Raw genomic sequence first — 17845 nt, 5'->3', positions numbered from 1 at the left:
GGAACAGATGGGGGCTTTCCATGGCTGAGATGCGACTGTCGGGAGTTTCTAAGGTATATCCCAACGGATTCCGGGCCGTTAGCGATGTGAACCTTGACATAGCCGACGGTGAGCTCCTTGTTCTTGTCGGCCCATCAGGCTGCGGGAAATCCACGATACTGCGCATGATCGCAGGCCTCGAAGACATCAGCGAGGGCGTTGTCGAAATCGACGGTCGAATAGTGAACTCCGAAACGCCGCGTGAGCGTGACATCGCCATGGTGTTTCAGAACTATGCGCTGTATCCGCACATGACAGTGCAAAAGAACATCGGATACGCTCTTCGATTGGGCAAAGTTCCCAAGGTCGAGGCGGTTCGACGGATAGAAGAAACCGCTGCGATGTTGGAGTTGAGCGATCTGCTTGATCGCAAACCCGGTGTGTTGTCAGGCGGCCAGCGTCAACGAGTAGCCATGGGTCGTGCCATCGTACGAGAGCCTGCCGCGTTCTTGATGGACGAACCGCTGTCGAATCTCGACGCCCGACTCCGAGTTCAAATGCGGGCCGAGATCATCAGACTGCAGCGCAACCTCGGCACCACAACCGTTTACGTGACCCATGACCAGGTGGAGGCGATGACTATGGGCTCGCGCGTCGCTGTCTTGCGCGATGGCGTTCTCCAGCAGGTGGACCGGCCTCAGGTACTTTATGATCACCCTGACAACGTGTTTGTTGCGGTCTTCATCGGGTCGCCCTCGATGAACCTCTATCAAGGTCGGATAGAGCGAACTACCACGGCCGCTCGCGTCGTCTTTGGCGCTCATTCATTTCCGCTGCCCGAACAGCAGACGAAGGGCGACGAGTCCTCCGATATCGACGGGCAAGAAGTTGTGGTCGGCATTCGCCCCGAGTGGCTGGTCGAGCGGACCCGCGACAACGCCGACTGGCCTTCGGTTCGGGTGCGGGTGGATCTGGTCGAAGCGCTCGGATCGGAGCTTGTTGCCCACACCACCATCGACGCGGCCGGCGCTGAGATCGACACGCCCGAACTCGCCGAGGCGTCGGTTGGCGAACCCAGGGAGGGTGCCTTGTGCCTGGCCCGCCTGTCACCCACGAGTCAAGTAGCCGTCGGCGACACGATCGACCTGGCAATCAACAGGCCGAGCCTGCACCTGTTCGATACCGCGACCGGACGCGCTCTGCGTCTTGGCGAGGACCGGTGAGCCAAGCGATGGAGCTCAGTGGCGTTGTGATCGGCGTAGATGTAGGCGGGACGAAGACCCACGCGGCTTCCTTTGATGAGGACTTCAACGTTATTTCCGACCTGAAGGTGTCGACACTGACTGGGGGAGTGGATCAGGTCGGGGAGGGCATCATCGACACGATCGCCACGCTGCAGTCCGAGGGGCAACAACTCAAGGGTGTCGGGATCGGTCTGCCCGGCATTGTGGATGGCTCAGCCGGATCGGTTCGGCACGCGTTCAACCTCGGGATCGGTGATGACGCCCTCGACATCGTGTCCCGTCTGAAAGCCACCCTCAGGGTTCCCTGCTGGATCGCCAACGACGTCGACGCGGCGGCCCTGGGCGTCTATGAGATCCTCCGTCGTGACGATTGCGGCCTTCGTGACCTCGCATATCTGAACATCGGCACAGGCGTCAGCGCGGGCGTGATCCTCGATGGGCGCATCTACCGAGGCCAAAACGGCTTTGCCGGTGAGATCGGCCACCTTCTTGCCGATCCCGACGGACCGCAATGCGCATGCGGGCTGCAAGGCTGTCTCGAGGCAGTGGCGTCGGGGCCAGCCCTCGCCCGTCAGTGGCTTCCGTCGGGCCGGCACTCATCGGTGGAGGCGCTCTTCGCCGCCGCCGGCCGCGGCGACGACAAAGCGACGCTCATCCTGCGGCGTGCCGTCGAGCATCTCACCCGCGCCATCCATACTCTTGCGCTGACATTTGACATCGACCGCATCGTGATCGGCGGTGGCGTCGCCGACGTCGGCACCTCGCTGCTCATGGACGCCCTCCGACAAGGCCTGCGCCGCCTCCAGAGTCGATCTCCATACACGCGGGCACTCAATCTCGCTGATCGAATCATGCTCAAGCCTCCCGAACCGGTCGGCGTTATCGGAGCAGCCGCTCTGACACGCTGGAGTCGGTCGGAGTGACCGCGGTCAGGATCGTCGGAGGACGATGCCTCACCACATCAGGACTCGAGGCGCTCACCCTCACCTTCGATGGCGACACCATCACTGCGCTCAGCCTCGCCGACTCCGTCGCGTCCGCGTCCCAGAAAGACCCTGAGGACACCGCAACGATTGACGCGTCTGGGCTTATGGTCTCGCCGGGGTTGATCGACCTACAGATCAACGGCGGCTACGGCCATGACCTCCAGGACGACCCGGGGGTCGTGTGGGAACTGGGGCGCAAGCTGCCCCGCAGCGGAGTGACGTCGTTCCTCCCGACGATCATCTCCGGGCCCCGCAGCCTCAACAGCGCGATGCTGGAGGCGTTGCGGGCACGACCCACCGGATACTGCGGCGCCGAGCCCCTCGGAGCCCACTTTGAGGGTCCGATGCTCAACACGCGGCTTGCTGGCGTGCACCCGCCTGAACACCTGACCGGCGTCAGCGCCGATGTAATCAACGGCTGGCATCGCTCCGCGGGCGTCGCAATGGTGACGATCGCACCAGAGTTGGCCAATGCGCTCGACGCCATAGGTGAACTCCGCCACAGAGGCATCGTCGTCGCCGCCGGCCACTCGGCAGCTACCGCCGACGAGACGCTGGCGGCCATCACTGCGGGCGTCAGCACAGTCACCCATCTGTTCAACGCGATGGCCCCTTTCGGGCATCGACGCCCCAATCTGGTCGGCGTGGCCTTGGCGGACTCGCGCCTAACCGCCACCGTGATCGTCGACGGCGTGCACGTAGCACCCATCGCGGTGGCCGCGGCCTGGAACGCCAGAGGGCCCGATGGCATCGCCCTAGTGACCGATGCGGTAGCGGCAATGGGGCAGCCTCCCGGCGCCTACCGGCTAGCTGGCATTCCCACCGTCTTTGACGGAGCGAGCGTGCGGACTGCTGACGGTGTTCTGGCCGGCAGCGTGGTGAGCATGAATCACGCTGTGGCCAATCTTGCAGAGTTCACGGGCTGTGGCGGGCACGAAGCTCTAGCGGCCGCAACCTCCGTTCCGGCGGGGATTATCGGCGAGACCCGCCGCGGGCGTCTAGATCCGGGCTCGATCGCCGACTTCGTGCTCCTTGATGATGACTACCGGGTGCACGCGACGATTTGCGGTGGTCAAGTCTCATACGTCGACGATGCAGCTCAGCAGCGTCTCCGAGGATCGCTCGCAAAGGTCTCGTAACCGCAATGGAGATCGTCATCACTGGTTCCGCCCGGGAGGCTGCGATCATCGCGGCCGACGCTTTCGAGCGTCTGCTCTGGGGCGCCGATCGTGCGGTCATCGGGCTGGCCACGGGCAGCTCCCCACTTCCCACCTACCACGAGCTCATCGAGCGTCACGGCAATGGGCGAGTGAGCTTCGCTCGCACGCGAATGTTCCTGCTCGATGAGTACGTGGGCCTTGACCCCGAACATCCACAGTTGCTCCGAAGCTTTATCGAGCGCGAGTTCATCGACCAGGTGGACGTTCCAGCGAACGCTCTGGTCGTTCCGCAATGCGCCCCAGCGGATCTCGCCACGGCGGCAGAGACCTACGAGCGGCGCATCGCAAACGCCGGTGGAATCGATTTGCAGCTGCTCGGCATCGGCCGCAACGGCCATATCGGATTCAACGAGCCGCCGTCCTCGCTGGTGTCGAGAACACGCCTGAAGACACTCACCACGGCAACCCGCGAAGACAATGCCCGATTCTTCGGCAACGATCCGGACATGGTCCCCCACCATGGGATCACCCAGGGCATCGGCACCATTCTCGAGGCTCGACATGTTGTGTTGATCGCCACCGGTGAGGCCAAGAGCGAACCGATCGCCAAGGCTGTGGAGGGACCGGTGACTGCGATGATGCCAGCATCGGCTCTACAGCTACACCCCCACACCACGGTCATCGTCGACGAAGCTGCCGGCCAGCAACTGAGACATGCCGACTACTACCGCGAGATATACCGCAACAAACCCGTTTGGCAACATTTCTGATAGCGACGTTCCTGCGGGCGTTGCCACTGCCGCGGCGCGGCGCACAGAACGCAGCGCAAGATGTTCGCGGCGCTCGGATCAGACTGAGTCGCCGCTGAAGCGGTGGGCCTCGAGGTCGCTGAGGTCAGCCCACTCCAGGGTGCGGGCATGGGTCGCTTCCAGCACGACCTGGGGTGCGGCTCCCGCGGTGAGTGCTTCGGTCCAGCGGGCCGCGCACAGGCACCAGTGATCGCCGGGGGACAGTCCACCGAAGCCGCCCGCCGGCTGCGGCGTAGACAGGTCGTTGCCAGCCGCTGAGGAGAACTCGAGGAACTCAGCGGTCATCACGACGCACACAGTGTGGACTCCGTGGTCGCCGGAGTCTGTGTTGCAGCAGCCATCCCGAAACCAACCGGTGAGCGGGTCATATGAGCAGGGCTGCAGCTCACTGCCGAGAACGTTGTGGGCCACGGCGCCCAGTCTCTCAGGTCTCGCAAGATCCTGTGGCAGCCGTCGCGGCGAGTTCGGTGCTATCAGGCTGCGGCGGGGTCGCCGTAGAAGCTGCGGTACCAGGCCCTGGTCACGATGCGTGCGACCGTCTCGACGTCCACCGGCTTCGTGTTGAGCGCGGCGTGGGCGAACGTTGTGTAAGCGGTCTGTTCGACCAGGGAGGCCATTGCGCGGGCCACCGTGGCTGGATCGAACCCGTCGAGCTGGATGCGGTCGTCGTTCTCGACCGCATGCACGAACCGGGCGACGTGGCGTTCGCGCATGGTCCACCAGATCGTGGTGAAGCGCTCTTCCACGGTCGTGGCCTCGATGAAGGCTCGCATCACGCCGCTGTTGGCGTGGTAGTGCTGCAGATACCCGAGGTTGGCTTCGAACAGAGCGGTCTCAGGGTCCTCGGCGATGGGGGTCGACGACCGGCTGTGCTGGAAGAGTTCCTCGTGGATGTCCCGGATAACGCTCCCGAAGAGGTCCTCCTTGTTCTCGAAATACCTGTACAGGCCGCCAAGGGAGAGTCCGGCCTGATCAGCGACATCGCTCATGCGAGCATCGACGTAGCCGGCCTTGGTGAAAACCTTCGACGCTGCGTCGAGGATCGACTGTCGAGTTCGTTGACCCTTAGGCGTTGTCGGCTCAATGGCCATGGGCGCCTGCGTCGTCGGAAGACAAGTTTGCGGTGTGAGGCACCCGATTGGTCCCTGTGTGGCTGGTTGCTTCGCGGGTCGTCTCAGGCCTGGACACCCGCAAGAATCGATCCTACCGTCTCGTACGTGCGCCAATTAAACAAAAGCGATATCGGTTTTGTGATAGTTTCGCGAATCTGCAGAACTGCGGCGAGCGAGCCATATCGGGAATGGTGAAGAGCAGTGGTCGATGACGTCGCAGAGCGCTACCGACTCGCTGGATGGTGGACCGGCCGCCGGCTGGTTGACCGCTTCGAGTCGCACGTCAGCGAGGGGCCGGGCGAGCTCGCCCTCGTAAGTGGCGGCAGCACCCTGTCCCGGTCCGAGCTGTGGCACGCGGCCGGTGAGGCCACCGAGAAGATCCGCTCGGTAGTCGGCGGCGGCAGGCAGGTGGTGGTGATGAATCTGCCCAACTGCACGGCTTGGGTCGTGATGTTCCTGGCCACCTTGAGGGCGGGCCACGTTCCAGCCACGCCACCGGTCACCACACCCGAGGTCCACCTGCGCCACATCCTTCATCTGATTCAGCCTGCCTTGGTCATCTGCGCCGGCCAGAACCGGCGGGCGCGCCCGGATGAGGTGATCCGGCGAGCCGCAGCCGAGGCCTCCACCGGGGTCGCTGTGGCTGCGGCGGACGGAACCTTGCTGGCGGTGCACGGCCCGGCGGCCGCCCCAGACCGGACCGTCGAGGTGCCCGATACCACCGCACACCTGATGTTCACCTCGAGCACAACCGGGCCCCCGAAGGCCGTCAGTCACAGTGAGGACTCGCTGGCCGCTCTCAACGTGCAGTTCGCCGAGCGTTTCGGACTCGACCATCGCACGCCTGTGTTCATGCCGTCACCGCTCGGCCACAGCGTCGGCGCCATTCACGGCGCCCGCCTTTCGCTGCTTCTGGGCGCACCGCTCATCCTCCAAGACGAATGGGACCCCGTCGGTGCCCTGGAATTGGTGGCCCGCCACCGCGCCGACTTCACTGCGGCTGCGACCCCGTTCCTGTTGGATCTCGTCAATGCCCGGTGGCGTGGCCGCGAGCCCAAGCTGGCACCATTGCGGAGCTTCCTGTGCGGTGGGGCCCAAGTGCCGCCGGCCCTCATCCGGCGCTGCCGAACCGAGCTGCCGAACACGTTCGTAACACCCCTGTGGGGCATGACCGAAGGCGGCCTCACCACGTGTGTGGCCGGCTCGACCCCCACCCAGGTCGAGAACACGGTTGGGGTCGGGCTGCCCGGGCTGGAACTTCGAACCCTCGACGCCGACATGGGGCTGCAGGCCTCGGGGGCTGGCGAGCTCGTCATGCGCGGGCCCGGCGTGTTCAACGGCTACTACGGCCAGTCCGAGCTGTACGCCGAGCACATCGTCGGCGACGGGTTCTTCCGCACCGGCGACCTCGCCCGCATCGATTCCGACGGCTACGTCTCGATCACGGGACGGCACAAGGACCTGATCATCCGCGGGGCCGTGAACATCTCTCCCGTCGAGACCGAGAACGCGATCGCCGCCCATCCTGACGTGGTCGGCGTGGCCGTGATCGGGTGGCCCGACGAACGTCTCGGCGAGCGCATCTGCGCGGTCGTGCAGGCCGGCGCTCCTCTCGATCTCGACGATGTCCTCGCGTTCTGCGCTGAGCAGGGCCTGCCGCAGCGGTACTGGCCCGAACGGCTGATGCAGGTCGATCACTTCCCACGAACAGCCGCAGGCAAGATACGCAAACAGCAGCTCCGCGATGAACTCGTCAGAGCCTCCTCCCTGACTGCCGCAGCCGGCGTCGGCGGCGCAGGCTCGAACCGGGGCGCGGGCCAATGAGCACCGTCGAACTGAACGACATAGTGGTCAACTACCGGCGCCAAGGCTCGGGGCCGCCGGTAGTGCTCCTGCATGGGCTGGCCGAGGACCATCGCTCCTGGGACGCAGTCGCGGCCCATTTCGGCGAGTTCACCGCCTACTCAGTCGACCTGCGGGGACACGGTCGAACAACCCCCGGGCACGGCGCTGGCACCCTGTCGCAGCTGAGCGACGACCTGGCGGCGTTCCTGAGCGCCGTGACCGGTCCTGCCGCCGTCGTCGGCTACTCGCTGGGCGGCACCATCGGGCTCAAGGCTGCGACCGTTCACCCAACCCTGATCGGCCACCTGATCGTGGCGGCCACGTCGTCGGTGGTCGGCGGCGCCGCGGCCGAGTTCTTCGAAGGCCGAATCGCCCAGCTTGAAGCCCGCGACATGGACGGCTTCGTCGCTGGCCTGCGCGACGACACGGCCCGCCAGATCGTCACCGCGGCCGACATCGACGCTGTGACCTCCCGGCGGATAGACGCCGTCGGTTACGGCCACGGTTACATCAACGCGGCCCGAGCGATGATCGGGATTCGCTCCGAGCCGCTGAATCCTCTGCTGGCGCAGATCGAAGTCCCCGTCGACATCATCGGGGCATCGGGCGATGTCTTCTGCCCGCGCCGGGCATCCGACATCATCGTCGAGGGCGTCGACGACTGCCGGTACCACGAGGTGGCCGGGGCCGGTCATCTTGTCTCCGTCGACCAACCCGACGCCTACGGCAAGCTGATCGCCCAGCTCTTGGGTGAGAGGGGACTTCCATGAGGCGCCGCTACGGCATCTCCTTGGGTGTCAGCCCCCGCGAGCCCTTGAGCCGCACGGCCGAACTGGCCCGCGACATCGACGAAAGAGGTTTCGAGGCGCTGTGGTACATCGACTTCCAGCTCGGCATGAAGGACGTGTACGCGGCGATGAACCTGGCCGCGCTGTCAACCGAGAACGTGCTCATCGGGGCGGGCGTCACCAACCTCGTGACCCGCCACCCCACAGTGACCGCCAATGCCACCGCCGCGCTCGACGAACTCTCCCATGGCCGCGCTGTGCTCGGCCTCGGCGCGGGCTGGTCAGCCGTGCTCGGCGCCGGAGGCACGCCGTCGAGGTTGGGCGATCTGCGCTCGGGGATCGACGATTTCCGCCGACTCTTCAGCGGAGAGCCGTGCGATCTCGACGGCAACCAGGTCCGCTTGGCCACTGCGAAACGCCAGATTCCCGTCTACCTCGCCGTCTCGCAACCCGCCATGTTGCGGCTCGCCGGCGAGACGTGCGACGGAGCCGTGCTCATGGGCGCTGCGGACCCCGAGTTCTGCTCTTGGCAGCTCGACTACATCCACCAGGGGCTGGAGGCCGCCGGACGTGACCGCGGTCAGCTGACCGTCGACCTGTTCGTCACCATGTCGATCGGCGACGACGAGGCGAGTGCCACCGACGACGTCAGGGCATGGGCCACCAGCCAGGCGGCCACCTTTCACCCCTGGAAGCGCATGCCGCCCGCATGGGAGAGGTTCCGTCCCGAATTCGCCCGCGCCGCCGACGCGTACGGCCTCGTCGATCACCTCTCGCTGCAGGCAGGGCACAAGCACACGGTGTCCGATGAGTTCGTCAAGTCGGTGGCGCTGGTGGGAGACCTCGACACGTGCGTCGAGCGGCTGCGTCAACTCTGGCAGCTCGACATCGACCGGATCACGTTCGCTCTGCTGTCGGGCGGGCGCACCCAGCGCCTGGCCCAGCTGGCAGACACCGTGATCGGCGCCGTCGAAGCAGAGGGAGGAAGCTGATGGGGAACTATCCGCGGGTCGCACTGGTGACCGCGGCCGCCGGTGCCGGCATTGGAGCGGCGGTGGCGAGACGGCTCGCTCACGACGGGCTGGACGTCGTGGTCACCGATGCCCACGACCGCCGGTGCCGCGAGTTCGCCGACGTCCTGGCCGACGAGGTCGGGCGCGAGGTGAGCGCCTATCACCTCGACGTGACCGACCACACCCAGGTGCAGGCCGTCATCTCAGAAGTAGCGGCCGTCAAGGGTGGGCTTGATGTGCTGGTCAACAACGCGGGCTGGTCGAAGATCGAGCCGGTGGCCGAGATGTCCACCGAGACCTGGCAGCGCTGCCTCGACGTCGATCTGACCGGCACGTTCGTGTGCATGCGCTACGCGCTCGCCGCGATGATCGCCGCAGGCGGCGGCTCGATCATCAACATCTCGTCGATAGCGGCCTGGGAGATGTCGACTGAGCATGGCGCCGCTTATTCCGCGGCCAAGGCTGGCGTCCTTGCTCTCACCCGGGTGGCTGCGGCAGAGAACGGAGTCCATGGGGTGCGGGTCAATGCGGTGGCACCGGGTCTGATCTACAACGATTTCCTGCGCAGGATCTACCCGCAAGAGTTCTTCGACAGCTACCTGTCAGACAAGGCGTTCCTGGGCCGCATCGGGCAGCCCGACGATGTCGCGAGCATGGTCTCGTACTTGGCGTCGGATGAGGCCAGCTATGTGACCGGCGAGGTGTTCACCGTCTCTGGAGGGGTGTCGGCTCGTGGATGAAGGACCCCTGTGGTGGCCGGTGCAGCGGCTTGTCGACGCCTACCGCGGCGGCTCGCTGTCACCGGTAGAGGTCTCCGAGCTGGCCCAGGCGCGCATAGCCCAGGTCAACCCGACGCTGCACGCCTTCGTCCTCGCCACCTCCGAGCTGGCCCGCAAACAGGCCGCCGCGGCCGAGACGGCCTACCGGAGCGGCAACGCTGGCCCTCTCGCCGGTGTCCCTGTCTCGATCAAGGACGCCTTCCACATCTCCGGACACGTCACCACGCTGGGCTGTTTGGCCCACGCCAACGATGTGGCCCGGCACGACTCCGGTGCAGTGCGTCGCCTGCGCCGCGCCGGAGCAGTGTTCGTCGGCAAGACCAACGTCTCGGAGTTCTGCCAGTCGGCCACAACGGACAACCTGCTGGGCCCCGACACCGCCAATCCCTTCGACCCTCGTCGAACCGCCGACGCCCGCCGCCTGCACTCGGTGTTGTCCGCCGACGGCACCGGGACCCAAGACGCCTCGGCCGGCGTGGGCCCGCGCCGCATCGCCTGGTGTCCCAAGCCCGAGGGTCGCCCGATCGACGCCGACGTCGGCAATTTGGTGGCAACCGCGGTGACACAGCTCGCGGCCTGCGGCCACGACGTGAGCCCCACCGAACTGGACCTCGGGGGCTGGGAGGAGATATTCGGTCCGCTCGTGCTGGCTGAGGAGGGCGAGCGCCGCGGCCATCTGCTTGGTGGTCCCCATGAGTTGACCTGGTACCACCGGCGGTCCCTGGTGGCGGCCGAGCAGCTCGATCCAGATGTACTGGTGGCGGCCCGTTCCGCCTTGGCTCGCTACCGCGAGCGGGTGGACCGCTACTTCTGTGACTACGACGTGATCGTCACTCCGGCCACAGCCACCACCGCCTTCGAGCTGGGCTGCCGCCCGACGGCCGTCGCCGGAGAGCCGGTTTCCCGGCTGTGGGGGGCCTTCCCGTTCGCGGTGCCCTTCAACGTCTCCGGACATCCTGCGGTGGTGCTGCCCGTTGGGTTCGTCGACGGCCTGCCGGTCGCGATTCAGCTCGTCGGACGGCACGGGGGCGACGCCGAGTTGCTGTCGCTCGCCGAGCAACTCGAAACCGCACTGGATGTGCGTCCCTTGGTCCGCTTGTCGGCCCGCTGGTCAACCTCGTGAGCACTCGTCACGTCGGGCGATCGGTGCCAAGGCGCGAGGACCGTGGCCCGCTCACCGGCCGGAGCCGATACATCGCGGATCTGAAGATCGCCGGGATGGCAGAGGTCGCCTTCGTCCGCAGCACCGAGGCCCACGCCCGGATCGCCTCGATCGATACGTCAGACGCACTGGCCACCGACGGCGTGATAGCGGTGTTCACCGCGCAGGACCTCGCCGAGGTGAATGCCTTCCCTGACTACATCGGATACATCGGCCCGGTGGGGCAGCGGCCGCTCGCTTCGGACAGGGTGCGCTACGTCGGCACCCCGTACGCCGCGGTGGTGGCCACCGATCGCTACATCGCAGAGGACGCGACGGACCTGGTGGCCGCCGGAACGGAGTTTGAGCCACTGCCGACCGTGGCAGATCTCGACCAGGCTCTCGCGCCGGGCGCGCCGAAGCTGTACGACCACTGGGTCGACAACTGCTCGGTGGATCAGGCCGTCCACAGGCCCGAGGTGGACCGGGCATTCGTCGAGGCGGACCACGCCTTCACCGATACCTACATCAGCCAGCGCCAGTCGGGGCTGCCGATGGAGACGAGGGGCGTGGTGGCGGACGCTGCCGACGGAATGCTCACGGTCTGGTCCTCCACGCAGAGCCCTCACATCGTGCGGACCACGATCGCAGAAGCGCTGGGCATGCCCGAGGCAAAGGTGCGCGTGGTCCATCCCGCCATCGGCGGAGGATTCGGCGTCAAGACCCACATCTATCCCGAGGACGTGGTGGTGCCTTGGATCGCTTTGACGCTCGGCCAGCCCGTCCGTTGGATAGAGGACCGCATGGAGAGCCTCGTGGCGTCGGTGCACGCCCGCGAGCAGCGCCACGAGGTGGAGGCCGCCTACGACGATGACGGCACGATCCGAGCCGTGCGCTGCACGTCCACCCTCGACCTCGGCTCGGGCGAGATCTTCATGCCCGGCGTGTCACCGGTTTTCGTCACCAACGCCTGCTTGAGCGGGAGCTATGACCTCGCCAACGTGGCGACGCGCACTGTCGCGGCGGTGACCAACAAGACCCCTTCTGGCGCCTACCGCGGATTCGGGGTTCCCGAGAGCACCTTCGTGATGGAACGCATCATCGACCGGGTGGCCCGGCTGACCGGGACCGACCGGGTGGAGCTGCGCCGGAGGATGCTGCTGCGTCGCCCGCAGTTGCCCTATGTCATGCACGGCGGCGGGCGCGTCGACTCCGGCTCGCACACGGAGTGCTTCGAGCGGGCTTTGGAGCTGGCCGAGCCCGCACTGGCGCGGGCACGATCAGCCCACGCCGACGATCCCGATGTACGAGTCGGTGTGGGCTACGCCAACTACATCGAGCCGACCTCGCCGAGCTACTTCCTCACGACCGGCCACTGGGCGGGCGGCGACGCGGCCACGGTGAGGGTCGAACCCGACGGCTCGGTGCGCATCGCAGCCGGGCTCAGTGCGTTCGGACAAGGCGCAGAGACCGCGGCCGCGCAGCTCGCGGCCGACGCGCTGGGCGTCTCGCCCGACGGCGTCACCGTCGTGCTGGGCGACACCGAGCGATCGCCGTACGGCTTGGGCTCATGGGGCAGCCGCGGAGCGATGATGCTCACTGGATCGGTGCTGATGGCCTCGCAGCGGTTGATGGACAAAGCCCGTGTGATCGCAGCGCACATGCTGGAGGCGGCCGAGGCCGACATGGTGCTCACCGACGGTGCATTCAGGGTGGCAGGCAGCAGCCGGCCCTCGGTGAGCTGGGCCGAGGTGGCCACCGCAGCCTGGGTCCGCACAGTGGACTTGCCCGACGGCATGGAGGCTGGCCTGGAGATGTCTGGCCATTTCCAGCCGGAGAACCTGCAGCACGAGCGCGATGGCGCCGGCAGAGTCAATTCTGCCGCCGGTTGGTCGAACGGCACGCACATCGGGACTGTCAGCGTGCGGATCAGCACCGGCGAAGTGGCCATCGAGGACTTCATCGTGGTCCACGACTGTGGCACCATTATCAACCCGGCGATCGTGGAGGGCCAGGTCCATGGCGGTGTGGCCCAGGGGATCGCCGGCGCAATGTACGAGCACTTCCAGTACGACTCCGAGACTGCCTCCCCCAGGTTTGCATCGTTCATGGACTACCTCGTGCCGACATGTGCGGAAATACCGCACATGGAGGTCGATCACATCGAGACACCGGCGCCTGAGCATCCCTTGGGGGTCAAGGGCTGTGGCGAGGGCGGCACGGTCGGCCCGCCTGCGGTGGTGGCGGGCGCCGTCTCCGACGCCCTGTCGGAATGGGACATCGACGTGACAGCGTGTCCTGTCACGCCGGTCGCGGTCCGCGATGCGCTCCGGGCCGCAGGAGCCTTCGGCGATGCAGCGGTCACAGGCCCGTGAAACCTGCACCGTTTGACTATTGCCGGCCCGCAACGTTGGCCGAAGCGGTCGAGGCTCTCGGCTCCGATGAGTCCAGCCGGGTGCTGGCGGGCGGCCAGAGCCTGATACCGACGATGAACTTCCGGCTGACAGACATTTCGCTGCTGGTGGACATTCGTTGCGTGGCAGGCCTCGACGGCGTCAACACCGACGACAACGGGGTGGTCGTCGGGGCGGCAGCGACCCAGAGCCAGGTGCTGCGCGACGCCGCCGCCGCGGGGGCCGTGCCCGGTCTGCGGGCTGCGCTGCGCCACGTGGGGCACTTGCAGATCCGCAACCGCGGCACTGTCTGCGGCAGCATCGCCCACGCCGACCCAGCTGCCGAGCTGCCCGCCCTCGCAGTCGCCACTGACGCCGTGATCGGAGTTGCGGGACCGGACGGACACCGCTCTGTCGCCGCATCCGACTTCTTCTGTGGACCCTTCTGGACCGCGCTCGACGACGCCGAGCTGGTCACCGAGGTGCGATTCCCGTCACCTCCGACCGGCTCAGTGACCGTGGTGGACGAGATCTCCCGTCGCGCCGGCGACTTCGCCATCGCCGGGCTGGTCGCGGTCGTCGACACAGACGCCGGTGCAGTGCGCTCCGCACGCCTCGTTGGCTTCGGTGTCGGCGGCATGCCCTCCCGCCTGCCAACTGCCGAGGCGGCGATCTCGGGCTGGGCAACCGGTCACCCTGGAGACGGACTCATCGAAGCCGCGATGGAGGACTCCGCCGACGCTTTCGACGACATCCACGCTTCAGGCCGGTATCGCCGCGAAGCGCTAGCGGCGTTGGTCGTAAGAGTGGCAAGGGGCGTGCTGGCCCAACAGGGGGCCGCATGACGACACTCGAGGCGGTTTCAGAAGTCGGCGTCGAGGTGATGATCAACGGTCGATCCCACCGGCATCGCGTGCCGGTCCGGCTGCTGCTGTCGGACTACATCCGCGACGTCGTCAACCTCACCGGCACCCACGTCGGCTGCGAGCACGGCTACTGCGGCGCCTGCACCGTGATCGTCGACGGGGACGCCGTGCGGTCCTGCCTCATGTTTGCCGTCCAAGCCGACGGCGCCGAGATCCGCACCGTCGAGGACCTCGCCCCCGCGGGCTCGGATTCCCTTTCGCCGATGCAGCAGTCGTTCCACGACCACCACGCCTTGCAGTGCGGCTTCTGCACTGCTGGGTTCCTGATGACGCTCGAGAGCGTCGACCCCGAAGACTGGCGAGAGCCCGAACGCATCACCGAATTGCTGTCAGGCAACCTGTGCCGGTGCACCGGCTACCAGAACATCGTGGCCGCGGTTACCCATGCGTGGAACGCCGCGCAGTCGTCGTCAACACGGGCCGTGTCGATTGCCGAGGCCGAATCAGGCGACGCAGGACCGTGAGTCGATTTCGTCGAGTGTGGACTCGGCAACCAGGTACGTCGCGGCCGCAGCTTCAAGCCTGCTGAACCAGATCCGTTCGACGGCGAGGCCGTGCCGGTACGCCTCGTTGTGGGCGTCGGCGATCAGCGCCCGACGCGCAGATACCGCCTCGTCGTCGACCAAGCACAGCTCGATGGTGGCCACCGACGTATCACCCCGGGCATCGGCGTCAAATCGGGTGGGAGCCACGCCCCGCTCCAAACTCTGCTGAAGCGTCCCTGCGATCGCGGCCAGCGGCACTCCTGGCTCAAATGTGGTCGATGTGATGTCGTCATTGCGCGCCGCGAGCTCGGCTGCCGCTAGCGCGTCGGGCGCAGCCACCCACGACGAAGCCGGGAGAGCATGGGTCTCAAGCGCCTCGCAGAACGCGCGCACTGCCGCGCCGTGATGGATTTCTGAGAACGTGACGTTATGGGCGATGCGTTCGGCCGTGCCGGCGTCGCATCCGGCGACGCAGCCGGCCCGGTAGGCGAGATCGTGGATCTCTCGTGGTGCAACCGTGATGGTCGTGCTCATGTCATCGTCTCGCCCGGTGGTTCGTCATCCGAAGAGCTCTCCGAACAGGCGCAGCCAGTTGCCGCCCAGAATGGAGTCGCGTTCGGCGGGCGAGAACCCGGCATCGTCGATGCCAGCGGCGAGCGATGCGAAGTCCCTGGGTCCCCGAAACCACGCAGGCCATTCGGGAAAGTCCGGGACCGCTCCGGCATCTGCCGGGCGATCCCAGCGCCCGCTGCGCATCCAACCCAATCCGTCGTCCTGCCAACCGAGCACCGCATCGGTGCCGATGGCCACATGCTCTACGCCGACCTGGGTGGCCAGCCGGGCGATCATGGCGCAGTACTCCTGCCGCCCAACGTCGGCCCCGCCCATGAACAGCGGGTAGAGCGTGCATCCGATCACGCCGCCGCGCGCCGTCACCGCATCGAGCACCTCGTCTGGCTTGTTGCGGGGCGAGTCGCAGAACCACAGCGGGTTCCCATGGGTGACGGCGACGGGCCGGGCCGATGCGTGAACCGCATCGATGCTCGTCCGGTTGCCGACATGGGACAGGTCGATCAGCACTCCGGCGTCGTTGAGAGCCGCCACCATGCGGTGCCCGGCGCGGGTGAGACCACCGTCGCTGGGCTCCCAGCAGCTGGCTCCCAGGTGGTTGGCGATGTTGTAGGTGAGCTGCACGACTCGCACGCCGACGTCGGCGAAGATCTGAGCCATTTCGGGGTCGTCGCCGAGCATCGAGCTGTTCTGGAAGCCAAGGACCGCGCCGAGCACGTCGTCGGCCACCGCTTGGTGCATCTCGTCGACGTTGGTGACCACCCTGATCGCATCGGCGTTGTGCCGGCACAGATGGCGGAAGTCTCCGATGCGAGTCATCGCTCCGGCAAGGTCCTCCCATGCCCCCACAGTGGCGTGGACGATGTTCACGCCACCGGATCTGACCTCGTCGATGACGGATCGGGACCAGTGGTTGATTTGGAGCCCGTCGATGATCACCCGGACCTCCTTGGACGGGCGGTCCTCCCTGGACGGGCTGGCAGCACCCAATTGTCGTCCATGTCTCTTCCCCCACAGCCGAGGCGCGGAGCGCCCCCGAACAGCGTGACCCTCAGCCAGTCGGTCGACTTGGGCTTGAAGTTGTCCATGCCGTAGGTGGCGAGCTGGAACCGCTGCAGCAGCAGCGGCAGATAGCGCGAAGAGCAGGCGTTGTCACGCGGTTCGGTGTAGATGCCGTCGCTGAGGTTGAGCCGCTCGGCTGCCAGACGGTGATCGGGTTGATCGTCGAGGACGCGATGGATCGGCGTCATGCTGTCGTAACCGTCCAGCACTGCGCGCAGGCGCCACAGGCGCAGCGCGACGTCGATGGCGACATCGCGGTGTGACGGGTCGAGCTGGTCTCGGCGTGTGCGGCGTGGCTCCTCGGTGTTGTCGCTGATGACCCACCACCATCTCTCAGCCGATGTGTCGTCGAGGTCGAGCTGATTGAGCCACGCGAAGCGTGAAGACAGCAGGGCTCGCATGTTGCCGACGGTCATGCCGGGATCGAGTGAGCAGTGCTCGTCCACGGTGAGCAGGTCGTCGATCAGGTCGTCGTCGGCGTCGTGCAGTTCGGTCAACAGCGACACGACCAGCTCGGTGGTCTCGGGATCTTGGCGCTCCGACCAGCGGTACAGGGCATCGAAAGGCAGGGGCTCGCTCCGGCAGCGTTCGAATGCGTCGCGGATCCGCTCGACGGCTGAGGCCACTTCGACAGCGTTGAGAAACGGCCGGCAGTCGTCGTCGGTCCCGTGGACGAAGTGCAGGTGCGCCCGCTCGATCCACGCCTCGAGGCGAGCGAACCTGTCTTGGGTGCCCCGCAGCGATCGGACGTCGGCCAGTGCCAGCTCTCGAACGGCAACCCACGCGTGGAGCACCCTGGGGTGTTTGAACGCAAAGGGCACCAGTCCCAAGCCGGTGGCGTTGCCGAGCCCGAAGTACCGGCTCCAGTCGGGGTCGAAGGACGCTGCGGCGCTTGACCCTCTGGCACTGGCACAGTGTTCGACCAGGTCGTACCCGAGCTCTCGGAACATCCATGCGCACACGAACTGGGCTCGGTAGGGCACCTTGAGGGGATGGTCGCTGGGGTATCCCTCAAAGGAGCGCATCCCGTATTTGCCGTTGGCGTAGAAGGCAGTGCTTCGCAGGATGTAGCCGGCGTCGGCAACCTGTGCAGGGTCGGGCTGTTCGCCTTCGGCGAGGGCATTCACGAGATAGTCGAAGAAGCGCACGCTGCGATTGCCGCGCGTGAGCACGAGGACGCGCGAGTCGAATCGACCTGCCTCTTGGCGGGGGACCTCGCGACGGAGCATGGCTGCGAACTCGCCGGTCGGCTCGCCCTCGACGAGCGCGCCGGTGACCTCCCACCGATTGGCGATCACCCGGTCGGTGTGCTCGGTCTCGTCGATCGTCGTGGTGAACGCGATGAAGCTGAGCAGGTAGCCGCCGGCGTCGACCTCGTACACCGCTTCGCCGTGACCCCGGCCGTCGATGTCGAACCGGACTCGCCGGGCCTTCCAGCCGTCGCGCGAGGCTCGGCGCAGCATGGTTCGGCTGAAGCTGTAGCGAGTCAGTCGAGCCGCGCCCATCATCGCCGGCTGCATCACCACGTGCGCGGGCCGCAACCGGGACAGTCG

17 protein-coding genes are annotated in these 17845 nt (G+C 66.5%); 12 read left to right on the top strand and 5 right to left on the bottom strand.

Annotated features, from left to right (window positions below):
• Positions 1-20: 20 nt before the first annotated feature.
• The 4 genes from ACOOHB_RS17490 to nagB are packed head-to-tail and all read left to right on the top strand — an operon-like array spanning position 21 to position 4139.
• On the top strand, positions 21-1202 hold the full coding sequence (locus tag ACOOHB_RS17490) for an ABC transporter ATP-binding protein (RefSeq protein ID WP_420446083.1): 1182 nt from the start codon (positions 21-23) through the stop codon (positions 1200-1202).
• Positions 1199-2146 (top strand): ROK family protein, encoded by a 948-nt coding sequence (locus ACOOHB_RS17485; protein ID WP_420446082.1) that lies wholly within the window; start codon positions 1199-1201, stop codon positions 2144-2146. The genes ACOOHB_RS17490 and ACOOHB_RS17485 overlap by 4 nt, the downstream gene beginning before the upstream one ends.
• Positions 2143-3348 carry an N-acetylglucosamine-6-phosphate deacetylase gene (gene nagA, locus ACOOHB_RS17480; RefSeq protein ID WP_420446081.1) on the top strand — a complete coding sequence of 402 codons (1206 nt, stop codon included), beginning with the start codon at positions 2143-2145 and terminating at the stop codon, positions 3346-3348. Before ACOOHB_RS17485 ends, nagA begins: the two co-directional genes overlap by 4 nt.
• Before the next feature lie 5 nt (positions 3349-3353).
• Positions 3354-4139: a glucosamine-6-phosphate deaminase gene (gene nagB, locus ACOOHB_RS17475; RefSeq protein ID WP_420446080.1), complete on the top strand. Its 786-nt coding sequence runs from the start codon at positions 3354-3356 to the stop codon at positions 4137-4139.
• A gap of 78 nt (positions 4140-4217) precedes the next feature.
• On the opposite strand, the gene ACOOHB_RS17470 is transcribed toward nagB, so the two are convergent.
• Both ACOOHB_RS17470 and ACOOHB_RS17465 read right to left on the bottom strand, forming a co-directional pair.
• On the bottom strand, positions 4218-4589 hold the full coding sequence (locus ACOOHB_RS17470) for a DUF2237 family protein (protein WP_420446079.1): 372 nt from the start codon (positions 4587-4589) through the stop codon (positions 4218-4220).
• 62 nt (positions 4590-4651) lie between these two features.
• The gene (locus tag ACOOHB_RS17465; protein ID WP_420446078.1) at positions 4652-5269 is read right to left on the bottom strand and encodes a TetR/AcrR family transcriptional regulator; all 618 of its coding nucleotides are present in this window, start codon (positions 5267-5269) and stop codon (positions 4652-4654) included.
• Between the two features lie 222 nt (positions 5270-5491).
• Between ACOOHB_RS17465 and ACOOHB_RS17460 the strand changes: the two genes are divergently transcribed.
• From ACOOHB_RS17460 to ACOOHB_RS17425, 8 genes are read left to right on the top strand one after another with little or no spacing between them, the layout of a single operon-like run.
• Entirely contained in the window at positions 5492-7114 is a 1623-nt protein-coding gene (locus tag ACOOHB_RS17460) for an AMP-binding protein (RefSeq protein WP_420446077.1), read from the top strand.
• Positions 7111-7905, top strand: coding sequence for an alpha/beta fold hydrolase (locus ACOOHB_RS17455; RefSeq protein WP_420446076.1), 795 nt, complete (start codon positions 7111-7113; stop codon positions 7903-7905). The genes ACOOHB_RS17460 and ACOOHB_RS17455 overlap by 4 nt, the downstream gene beginning before the upstream one ends.
• Entirely contained in the window at positions 7902-8915 is a 1014-nt protein-coding gene (locus tag ACOOHB_RS17450; RefSeq protein ID WP_420446075.1) for an LLM class flavin-dependent oxidoreductase, read from the top strand. Before ACOOHB_RS17455 ends, ACOOHB_RS17450 begins: the two co-directional genes overlap by 4 nt.
• Positions 8915-9676, top strand: coding sequence for an SDR family NAD(P)-dependent oxidoreductase (locus ACOOHB_RS17445; RefSeq protein WP_420446074.1), 762 nt, complete (start codon positions 8915-8917; stop codon positions 9674-9676). Before ACOOHB_RS17450 ends, ACOOHB_RS17445 begins: the two co-directional genes overlap by 1 nt.
• The gene (locus ACOOHB_RS17440; RefSeq protein ID WP_420446073.1) at positions 9669-10838 is read left to right on the top strand and encodes an amidase; all 1170 of its coding nucleotides are present in this window, start codon (positions 9669-9671) and stop codon (positions 10836-10838) included. The genes ACOOHB_RS17445 and ACOOHB_RS17440 overlap by 8 nt, the downstream gene beginning before the upstream one ends.
• Complete coding sequence (locus ACOOHB_RS17435) at positions 10835-13231, top strand: xanthine dehydrogenase family protein molybdopterin-binding subunit (RefSeq protein ID WP_420446072.1); 2397 nt, start codon at positions 10835-10837, stop codon at positions 13229-13231. Before ACOOHB_RS17440 ends, ACOOHB_RS17435 begins: the two co-directional genes overlap by 4 nt.
• On the top strand, positions 13228-14094 hold the full coding sequence (locus tag ACOOHB_RS17430) for an FAD binding domain-containing protein (RefSeq protein WP_420446071.1): 867 nt from the start codon (positions 13228-13230) through the stop codon (positions 14092-14094). Before ACOOHB_RS17435 ends, ACOOHB_RS17430 begins: the two co-directional genes overlap by 4 nt.
• Positions 14091-14639 carry a (2Fe-2S)-binding protein gene (locus ACOOHB_RS17425; protein WP_420446070.1) on the top strand — a complete coding sequence of 183 codons (549 nt, stop codon included), beginning with the start codon at positions 14091-14093 and terminating at the stop codon, positions 14637-14639. The genes ACOOHB_RS17430 and ACOOHB_RS17425 overlap by 4 nt, the downstream gene beginning before the upstream one ends.
• Here ACOOHB_RS17425 and ACOOHB_RS17420 read toward each other — a convergent pair.
• Genes ACOOHB_RS17420 through ACOOHB_RS17410 form a run of 3 tightly spaced genes read right to left on the bottom strand, consistent with a single transcriptional unit; the run spans position 14619 to position 17800 of the window.
• Positions 14619-15194: a hypothetical protein gene (locus ACOOHB_RS17420; protein ID WP_420446069.1), complete on the bottom strand. Its 576-nt coding sequence runs from the start codon at positions 15192-15194 to the stop codon at positions 14619-14621. The genes ACOOHB_RS17425 and ACOOHB_RS17420 overlap by 21 nt on opposite strands.
• A gap of 24 nt (positions 15195-15218) precedes the next feature.
• Positions 15219-16169: a membrane dipeptidase gene (locus ACOOHB_RS17415; RefSeq protein WP_420446068.1), complete on the bottom strand. Its 951-nt coding sequence runs from the start codon at positions 16167-16169 to the stop codon at positions 15219-15221.
• Positions 16166-17800 carry a hypothetical protein gene (locus ACOOHB_RS17410; protein WP_420446067.1) on the bottom strand — a complete coding sequence of 545 codons (1635 nt, stop codon included), beginning with the start codon at positions 17798-17800 and terminating at the stop codon, positions 16166-16168. Before ACOOHB_RS17410 ends, ACOOHB_RS17415 begins: the two co-directional genes overlap by 4 nt.
• Positions 17801-17845 lie beyond the last annotated feature (45 nt).

It is taken from the genome of Candidatus Poriferisodalis sp., assembly GCF_965215815.1.
Classification (GTDB): domain Bacteria; phylum Actinomycetota; class Acidimicrobiia; order Acidimicrobiales; family Poriferisodalaceae; genus Poriferisodalis.
This window is presented reverse-complemented; position numbering and strand designations above follow the sequence as displayed.